The 7,648-nt window shown below is 71.3% G+C and carries 9 protein-coding genes and 1 tRNA gene; 5 read left to right on the top strand and 5 right to left on the bottom strand.

All coding sequences use genetic code 11. The features are described from left to right. Positions 1 to 402: 402 nt before the first annotated feature. Positions 403 to 1,800: a GntP family permease gene (locus ACFW6P_RS04780; RefSeq protein ID WP_386422937.1), complete on the bottom strand. Its 1,398-nt coding sequence runs from the start codon at positions 1,798 to 1,800 to the stop codon at positions 403 to 405. 52 nt (positions 1,801 to 1,852) lie between these two features. Further along, positions 1,853 to 2,371, bottom strand: coding sequence for a gluconokinase (locus tag ACFW6P_RS04775; protein ID WP_386350659.1), 519 nt, complete (start codon positions 2,369 to 2,371; stop codon positions 1,853 to 1,855). 137 nt (positions 2,372 to 2,508) lie between these two features. Here ACFW6P_RS04775 and ACFW6P_RS04770 point away from each other — a divergent pair, with 137 nt between their 5' ends. Beyond that, complete coding sequence (locus tag ACFW6P_RS04770; protein WP_386350662.1) at positions 2,509 to 3,210, top strand: FadR/GntR family transcriptional regulator; 702 nt, start codon at positions 2,509 to 2,511, stop codon at positions 3,208 to 3,210. A gap of 6 nt (positions 3,211 to 3,216) precedes the next feature. Here ACFW6P_RS04770 and ACFW6P_RS04765 read toward each other — a convergent pair whose 3' ends face one another. Continuing rightward, positions 3,217 to 3,588: a YchJ family protein gene (locus ACFW6P_RS04765; protein ID WP_386350665.1), complete on the bottom strand. Its 372-nt coding sequence runs from the start codon at positions 3,586 to 3,588 to the stop codon at positions 3,217 to 3,219. 63 nt (positions 3,589 to 3,651) lie between these two features. Continuing rightward, positions 3,652 to 3,736, bottom strand: a tRNA-Leu gene (locus ACFW6P_RS04760). Between the two features lie 186 nt (positions 3,737 to 3,922). On the opposite strand from ACFW6P_RS04760, the gene ACFW6P_RS04755 reads away from it, so the two are divergent. The 3 genes from ACFW6P_RS04755 (at position 3,923) to ACFW6P_RS04745 (ending at position 6,553) form a co-directional block, all read left to right on the top strand. Next, entirely contained in the window at positions 3,923 to 5,248 is a 1,326-nt protein-coding gene (locus ACFW6P_RS04755; RefSeq protein WP_386350668.1) for a M20/M25/M40 family metallo-hydrolase, read from the top strand. A gap of 149 nt (positions 5,249 to 5,397) precedes the next feature. Further along, a complete protein-coding gene (gene chpH, locus ACFW6P_RS04750; RefSeq protein WP_386422978.1) occupies positions 5,398 to 5,631 on the top strand; it encodes a chaplin ChpH in 234 nt (77 codons plus the stop codon). 130 nt (positions 5,632 to 5,761) lie between these two features. Next, positions 5,762 to 6,553 carry a chaplin gene (locus tag ACFW6P_RS04745; protein ID WP_386422935.1) on the top strand — a complete coding sequence of 264 codons (792 nt, stop codon included), beginning with the start codon at positions 5,762 to 5,764 and terminating at the stop codon, positions 6,551 to 6,553. Positions 6,554 to 6,632: 79 nt separating this feature from the next. Here ACFW6P_RS04745 and ACFW6P_RS04740 read toward each other — a convergent pair whose 3' ends face one another. Continuing rightward, on the bottom strand, positions 6,633 to 6,821 hold the full coding sequence (locus ACFW6P_RS04740) for a DUF5703 family protein (RefSeq protein WP_010045410.1): 189 nt from the start codon (positions 6,819 to 6,821) through the stop codon (positions 6,633 to 6,635). 47 nt (positions 6,822 to 6,868) lie between these two features. Between ACFW6P_RS04740 and ACFW6P_RS04735 the strand changes: the two genes are divergently transcribed. Next, entirely contained in the window at positions 6,869 to 7,573 is a 705-nt protein-coding gene (locus ACFW6P_RS04735) for a hypothetical protein (protein WP_386422934.1), read from the top strand. Positions 7,574 to 7,648 lie beyond the last annotated feature (75 nt).

Genomic DNA, 7,648 nt, shown 5'->3' with positions numbered 1-7,648 from the left:
CGGGGGAGGGCGCGACAGGCCAGGACGCACGGGGAAGCCGCCGGACACCGGCACCGGGGCTCGCGCTCGGGGGTGCGGGGGAGGGCGCGACAGGCCACGACGCACGGGCAAGCCGCCGGACACCAGCCACGCACGGGCAAGCCGCCGGACACCGGCACCGGGGCTCGCGCTCGGGGGTGCGGGGGAGGGCGCGACAGGCCAGGACGCACGGGGAAGCCGCCGGACACCGGCACCGGGGCTCGTGCTCGGGGGTGCGGGGGAGGGTCCGACAAGCCACGACGCACCCGCATCCGCCCGACACCCGCACCGCCACGGCCCCGCACCCCCACCCAGAACCACGGAACGGGCGGCGCGACCGCCGGCGCCGCCCGTCCCGCTCCGTCCATCCGTCCGCCCCGCGTCCTACAACACCAGGGACAACAGCAGGACAATCCCCCCGGCCACCACCGAGATGATCGTCTCCATGACGGACCACGTCTTGATGTTCTGGCCGACGCTCAGCCCGAAGTACTCCTTCACCATCCAGAACCCGGCGTCGTTGACGTGGCTGAAGAACAGCGATCCGGCACCGATGGCGAGGACGAGCAGCGCGGCGTGCGTGGTCGACATGTCGGCCGCGAGCGGGGCGACCAGACCGGCCGCCGAGACCGTCGCCACCGTCGCCGACCCGGTCGCGAGGCGGATCACCACCGCGATGAGCCAGGCCAGCAGCAGCGCGGGGATCGCCCAGTCCTCGGAGACGTCCAGGACCATCTGCCCCACACCCGTGTCGATCAGCGTCTGCTTGAAGCCGCCGCCCGCGCCGACGATCAGCAGGATGCCCGCGATCGGCATGAGGCTCTTCTCGACGAGCGGCGAGACGCGCTCCTTGGAGAAGCCGGCCGGCCGCAGCAGCGTGAAGATGCCGACCAGCACCGAGGCGAGCAGCGCGATCATCGGGGCGCCGATCACGTCGAAGACGCGCTGGACCACGTTCTCCGGGTCGTCGATCACGATGTCCACGAGCGCCTTCGCCAGCATGAGGATCACCGGCAGCAGCACCGTGAAGAGCGTGGCACCGAAGCCGGGCCGCTTGTCGAGGTCCTCGGAGGCACGCTGCGGGATCATCCGGTCGGGGGCGGGGACGTCCACCCAGCGGGCCGCGTACTTCGAGAACACCGGACCGGCGATGATCACCGTGGGTATCGCGACGAGGACACCGAGCGCCAGCGTGATGCCGAGGTCGGCCCCGACGGCGTCGATCGCGACCAGCGGACCGGGATGCGGCGGCACCAGGCCGTGCATCACGGACAGGCCCGCGAGCGCCGGGATGCCGATGCGCATCAGCGAGTAGTTGCCGCGCTTGGCGACCATCAGCACCACGGGGATCAGCAGCACGATGCCGACCTCGAAGAACAGCGGCAGCCCGATCACGGAGGCGATGAGCACCATCGCCCACGGCATCGACCGCCCGCCGGCCTTGGCCAGGATGGTGTCGACGATCTGGTCGGCGCCGCCGGAGTCGGCGAGCATCTTGCCGAGGATCGCGCCGAGGGCGATCAGCACGCCGACACCGGCGACCGTGGTGCCGAGGCCGGTGCTGAAACTGATGAGGACCTTGTCCAGCGGCGCCCCGGCGATCGCGCCGAGTGCCAGGGACCCGATGGTCAGCGCCAGGAAGGCGTGCAGTTTGAGCGTGGTGATGAGCAGCACGATGACGGCGATGCCCGCCAGGACGGCGATGCCCAGCTGAGCGTGGCCGGCCGAGGTGATCGGCTCGGGCGCGTCCGCTGCCAGCATCTCGACGCTGAGTCTGGTCACGGTGGGGTTGTCCCTTGCGTTGGTGAGTAGGGGAGGGGAGGAGCCGGCAGGGCTACGGGGTGGGCTCGGGGAGCGAGGAGAGTGCGGTGAACGCCCGCTCCGTGATCTCCGCAGGGCTGCCCGAGACGTCCACGCCGACCCCCGCCTCGTCCGCCGCCAGGGGCTGGAGCGTGGCGAACTGGGAGTCGAGCAGCGCCGTGGGCATGAAGTGCCCCCGCCGGTGCGACATCCGGTCCTCGATCAGCGCGCGGTCGCCCGTGAGGTGCACGAAGACCACGCCCGGTGCGGCGGCCCGCAGCCGGTCGCGGTACGACCGCTTCAGCGCCGAGCAGCTGACCACCCCGCCGAGCCCGGCCCGCCGGTGCGCCCACCCGCCGATGGCGTCCAGCCAGGGAAGGCGGTCCTCGTCGGTGAGCGGGGTGCCGGCCGACATCCTGGCGATGTTGGCCTGCGGGTGGAAGTCGTCGCCCTCGGCGTAGGGAACGCCGAGCCGGGCCGCGAGCAGAGGACCGATGGTGGTCTTGCCGGTACCGGCGACGCCCATGACCACGACGACGTGGGGGGTGTTCATCGCTGCCTCACTGTCTGCTGTCTTCGTCGACACGTGATGTCGACGCGAGTGAAACCCATTAGATGAGATGAATACAAGAGGTGGTGATTAATAAGTCTGACTTTTTGTCTGCGTGATCCACACCGTACGCTGAGTGCATGAGCACACCGGGCCGGGGGCTGCACGGCCGCGTTCTGGACACCCTCGGCCCCGAGATCACCGCGGGGGAGTACCCGCCGGGCAGCGTCCTGCTCACCGACGAACTCGCCCAGCGTTTCGACGTGTCGCGCTCCGTGATGCGCGAGGCCGTCCGCGTCCTGGAGTCCATGCACCTGGTCGAGTCCCGCCGCCGCGTCGGCGTCACGGTCCGCCCCAAGTCCGAGTGGAACGTCTACGACCCGCAGGTCATCCGCTGGCGGCTGGCCGGCGCCGACCGCCCGCAGCAGCTGCGCTCGCTCACCGTGCTGCGCTCGGCGATCGAACCGATCGCGGCCGGCCTCGCCGCCCGGCACGCCACGGCCGAGCAGTGCGCCGAACTCACCCAGTGTGCCCTCGGCATGGTCGCCCACTCACGGGGCCACAAGCTGGAGGGCTACCTCGTCCACGACACGGCCTTCCACCGCGTCATCCTGGACGCGTCGGGCAACGAGATGTTCGCCCGCCTCGGCGACGTCGTCGCCGAGGTGCTGGCCGGCCGCACGCATCACGACGTGATGTTCGACGACCCCGACCCGGCCGCCGTCACCCTGCACGTCCAGGTCGCCGAGGCCGTGCGCGCGGGCGACGCGGCCCGGGCCGAGGAACTGACCCGGGAGATCACGGTCGGCGCCCTCCAGGAACTCGACATCCTGGCGCCCTGATCCCCGCTACGCCGGGAAGTCCCCGTCGACGTACACCCACGCCCCGTCGACCCGCTCGAAGCGGCTCCGCTCGTGCAGCGACCCGCCCCGGTACGACGCCCGGAACTCCACGGTTCCGGTGGCGTGGAACGCGGACCCCTCGCTCGTCGCCAGGATCTCCAGCCCCGTCCAGCGCGTCCCCGGATCGAGCTCCAGCCGGCCGGGCCGCGTCCGCGGATGCCAGGTGCGCAGCAGATAGGCGGCGTCCCCGCGCACGAACGCGCTGTACCGCGAGCGCATCAGCGCCTCGGCCGTGGGCGCGGCGGCGCCCGAGTGGTACCGGCCGCAGCAGGCCTCGTAGGCCTCGCGGAGCCCGCACGGGCAGGAACGCGTGGTCATGGTCACCTTCCGCGGCAACGACGGAGGGCCATGACCTCGCGGTCACGGCCCTCAGCCTTCGTGTGTCCGAGGGGGGACTTGAACCCCCACGCCCGATAAAGGGCACTAGCACCTCAAGCTAGCGCGTCTGCCATTCCGCCACCCGGACAAGGTGTCTGTCACGCGGGCTCTCCCCGCGGCGACGACGTAAACATTACCAGGCTTCCGGGGGTGGCCGATCACACCCCTGCGCCGGCCCGACCGGGGTGTGACAGCCCGGGAGCGCTCTTGGGGAGCGCGGCGCGTGGAGGGAGGATGAGGGGGACCCACCAGCAGTGACAGCGGGAGGAAGCACGTGAGCGAGACGGACACGGCCAGGAGCGTCACCGGCGAGGACGAGGTCGTGGACCTCTGCCGCGAGCTGATCCAGATCGACACCAGCAACTACGGCGACCACTCGGGTCCGGGCGAGCGCAAGGCGGCCGAGTACGTCGCCGAGAAGCTCGCCGAGGTCGGGCTCGAACCGCGGATCTTCGAGTCCCACCCCGGCCGCGCCTCCACGGTGGCCCGGATCGAGGGCGAGGACCCCTCCCGGCCCGCGCTGCTCATCCACGGCCACACCGACGTCGTGCCGGCCAACGCCGACGACTGGACCCACCACCCCTTCTCCGGGGAGATCGCCGACGGATGCGTCTGGGGACGCGGGGCGGTCGACATGAAGGACATGGACGCGATGACCCTCGCGGTCGTCCGCGACCGGATGCGCAGCGGGCGCAAGCCGCCGCGCGACATCGTCCTCGCGTTCCTCGCCGACGAGGAGGCCGGCGGCACGTACGGGGCGCGCCACCTCGTCGACCACCACCCGGACCTCTTCGAGGGCGTCACCGAGGCGATCAGCGAGGTGGGCGGCTTCTCCTTCACCGTGAGCGAGGAGCGGCGGCTGTACCTGATCCAGACGGCCGAGAAGGGCATGCACTGGATGAAGCTCACGGTGGCCGGCACCGCGGGGCACGGCTCGATGATCCACCGCGACAACGCGATCACCGAGCTGTCGGAGGCCGTCGCGCGGCTGGGACGGCACAGGTTCCCGGTGCGCGTCACCAAGACCACCCGTGCCTTCCTCGACGAGCTCGGCGACGCCTTCGGGACCGAGCTCGACCCGGAGGACATGGAGTCGACCCTCGCGAAGCTCGGCGGCATCGCCAAGCTCATCGGCGCGACCCTGAGCAACACGGCCAACCCCACCCAGCTCGGCGCCGGTTACAAGGTCAACGTCATCCCGGGCGAGGCGACCGCCCACGTCGACGGCCGGTTCCTGCCCGGGTTCGAGGACGAGTTCCTCGCCGACCTCGACCGCATCCTCGGTCCGAAGGTGCGCCGTGAGGACGTCCACGCCGACAAGGCCGTCGAGACCACCTTCGACGGGGCGCTCGTGCAGGCCATGCAGTCCTCGCTGCTGGCCGAGGACCCGACCGCCAAGGCGATCCCCTACATGCTCTCCGGCGGCACGGACGCGAAGTCCTTCGACGACCTCGGCATCCGCGGCTTCGGCTTCGCGCCGCTGAAACTGCCGCCGGAGCTGGACTTCGCGGGCATGTTCCACGGCGTGGACGAGCGGGTGCCGGTGGAGGGCCTCCAGTTCGGCGTGCGGGTGCTCGACCGGTTCATCGACGCGTCCTGAGCCCATACGGATCGCCGCCGGTAATCGGGCGCGCGTGCGAAATCAACTGGGAAGAGTGAATGCGACGATAAGCTCGTAGCCTCATTACTCCCTCCTCGTTACAGGTAATGCGATCGCACGATGGATCGCTTTGCCAACTAGGAGGAATGATGATCAAGAAGGTCGTCGCTGCTGCGGCTGCCACCGGTGGTCTGGTTCTCGCGGGTGCGGGCCTGGCAGTCGCCGACTCGGGTGCCCAGGGTGCCGTCGTGCACTCCCCGGGTGTCGTGTCCGGCAACGTCATCCAGGTGCCCGTCCACGTTCCGGTGAACGTCTGCGGCAACACGGTCTCCGTGATCGGGCTGCTGAACCCCGCCCTCGGCAACACCTGCGTCAACCAGTGACGCCCGCCCCTCCCTGAGGGAAGTTTCGAAGCCATCGGTCCCGGAGCGCGAGCCATGCGCTCCGGGGCCGACGCTTCTGCAACGGAATTCGAGAAGAATTCGATAAAACGTCGAAGGCAGGTATTCAGTCATGCGACAGATCACCCGCAAGGGCCTGATGACCGTGGCGGCCGCGACCGGCGTGATCGCCGCCGCGGGCGGCTCCGCTCACGCCGACTCCGGCGCCCGGGGCGCCGCTTCCGGCTCGCCCGGCGTGCTGTCCGGCAACACGGTCCAGGCGCCGGTGCACGTTCCGGTGAACGTCTGCGGCAACACGGTCGACGTCATCGGCGTGCTCAACCCGTCGGTGGGCAACGCGTGCGACAACAAGGATGGTGGATCGTCGTCGGGGGGACACGGCGAACACGGTGAGCAGGACGGCCGGGGCGGCTCGCACGCGGACGGCCACGCCGGTGACTCGCCCGGCGTCGGCTCCGGCAACCACGTCCAGGCGCCGGTCCACGTCCCGGTGAACGTCTGCGGCAACAGCGTCGACGTCGTCGGCATCGCCACCCCCGGCACGGGCAACGACTGCCCGAACGGCGGCTACGGCGACGACCACGGCACCCCGCCCGGCGGCGGCCACGAGAACCCCGGCCAGCCGGGCGGCCCCCCGGACCCCGGCACCCCGGGTGACCCCGGCAGCCCCGAGGGGCCCGGCGGCCCCGGTGACCCGGGCACGCCGCCCTCCACCGGCGCCGAGACGCCGGGCGGCTCCTCGCAGGGCAACCCGCCGCGCGGGCAGTTCGTCACCCAGCCCGAGGCCGAGTCCCAACTCGCCAGCACCGGCAGTGACCTGCCGCTGGGCCTCGTGTTGCCGGCCGGCGCGGGCGCCCTGCTGGCGGGCGCGGTCCTCTACCGCAAGGCGCGCGCCTCCGCCTGACGTCCCCGGCAACGGAGCGGGCCCCGCCGTGCGGGGCCCGTTTCCGGTCGTGCTGCTTCTCCCGGTGCGCCGTCTCAGCTCACCACGTGGCCCGCACCTGGCGGATGATCCGCCGGCGCAACCGCACCTTGCGGCTGCCGTCGCGCAGCAGGCTCAGACGGTGCAACTCCCAGTGTCCGTACTCGGCATGGTCCGTCAGCAGACGTGCCGTCTCCTTGCGGGAGACCCCGCGAGGTACGTACACGTCGACAAATTCGTATTCCGGCATCGCATCTATTGTGCGGGCTGGGCCCTGGTACGGATAGCGTCTGCACTATGTCTGATGCTGCGCAGCCCACCGCTGCCGAGGTACGCGCCGCCGCCGAGGCGGTCAAGACCGCGCTCGACCGCCACCTGGCCGCGGTCGAACGCAGGTCGGGGGAGGACGACCCGGCCGTCTACGAGGCGTTCAACCAGCTGGCCGCGGCCGCAGAGGTGTACGACGAACTGCTCTACGACCGCTACGACGAGGTCACACCCTTCGAGATCCCCGGTGCGGAGGAAGCACTGCCGCCCTACACCGGCCCCGAGGAACCGAACGCGCTGAGCGTACTGATCCGCCGCGACTACGCCGTCGCCGAACCCCAGCGGCTGCTGGCGCAGGCGGAGCGGATCGAGGCGGCGGACGGCGACGAGGCCGCCCCGGCCTCCGGGACGATCCACGGTGCGCTGGGCCTGCTGTTCGGCGAGTTCGAACCCGACGAGATCGCCTCCCGGCACAAGGAGTTCGGGCTGGAGGAGGGCGACTCCACCCTCTGGGTGGCGGCGGCGGACGAGCCGGCCGAGCCCGGGGAGTGGCTGGAGGCGCCGTTCGAGCAGGTCGATCCGCAGCAGGTGGTCTGCCGGTTCGACGTCAGCGCCGTCTTCGACGACGACCTCGATGACGACGAGGACGAGGGCGAGGCGGACCTGGAGGACGAGCTCGACACCGACCTGGACGAGGACGAGGACCTGGAGCCGCTGGACGCCGACCGCGCCTGACCCCACGCGCCGACGACCGGGAGGGGGGGGGGGGGCGGGGGCGGCACCCGCCCACCCCCCCCCCGAGCCCCCCCC

Origin of the sequence: Streptomyces sp. NPDC058741, from assembly GCF_042746715.1 — a bacterium.
In the GTDB taxonomy this organism is placed as follows: domain Bacteria; phylum Actinomycetota; class Actinomycetes; order Streptomycetales; family Streptomycetaceae; genus Streptomyces.
This window is presented reverse-complemented; position numbering and strand designations above follow the sequence as displayed.

Coding starts and splice junctions, on each gene's coding strand:
- ACFW6P_RS04775 (WP_386350659.1), bottom strand. CDS start 2,371: ATGAACACCCCCCACGTCGTCGTGGTCATGGGCGTCGCCGGTACCGGC.
- ACFW6P_RS04745 (WP_386422935.1), top strand. CDS start 5,762: ATGCGACAGATCACCCGCAAGGGCCTGATGACCGTGGCGGCCGCGACC.
- ACFW6P_RS04765 (WP_386350665.1), bottom strand. CDS start 3,588: ATGACCACGCGTTCCTGCCCGTGCGGGCTCCGCGAGGCCTACGAGGCC.
- ACFW6P_RS04740 (WP_010045410.1), bottom strand. CDS start 6,821: ATGCCGGAATACGAATTTGTCGACGTGTACGTACCTCGCGGGGTCTCC.
- ACFW6P_RS04770 (WP_386350662.1), top strand. CDS start 2,509: ATGAGCACACCGGGCCGGGGGCTGCACGGCCGCGTTCTGGACACCCTC.
- chpH (WP_386422978.1), top strand. CDS start 5,398: ATGATCAAGAAGGTCGTCGCTGCTGCGGCTGCCACCGGTGGTCTGGTT.
- ACFW6P_RS04735 (WP_386422934.1), top strand. CDS start 6,869: ATGTCTGATGCTGCGCAGCCCACCGCTGCCGAGGTACGCGCCGCCGCC.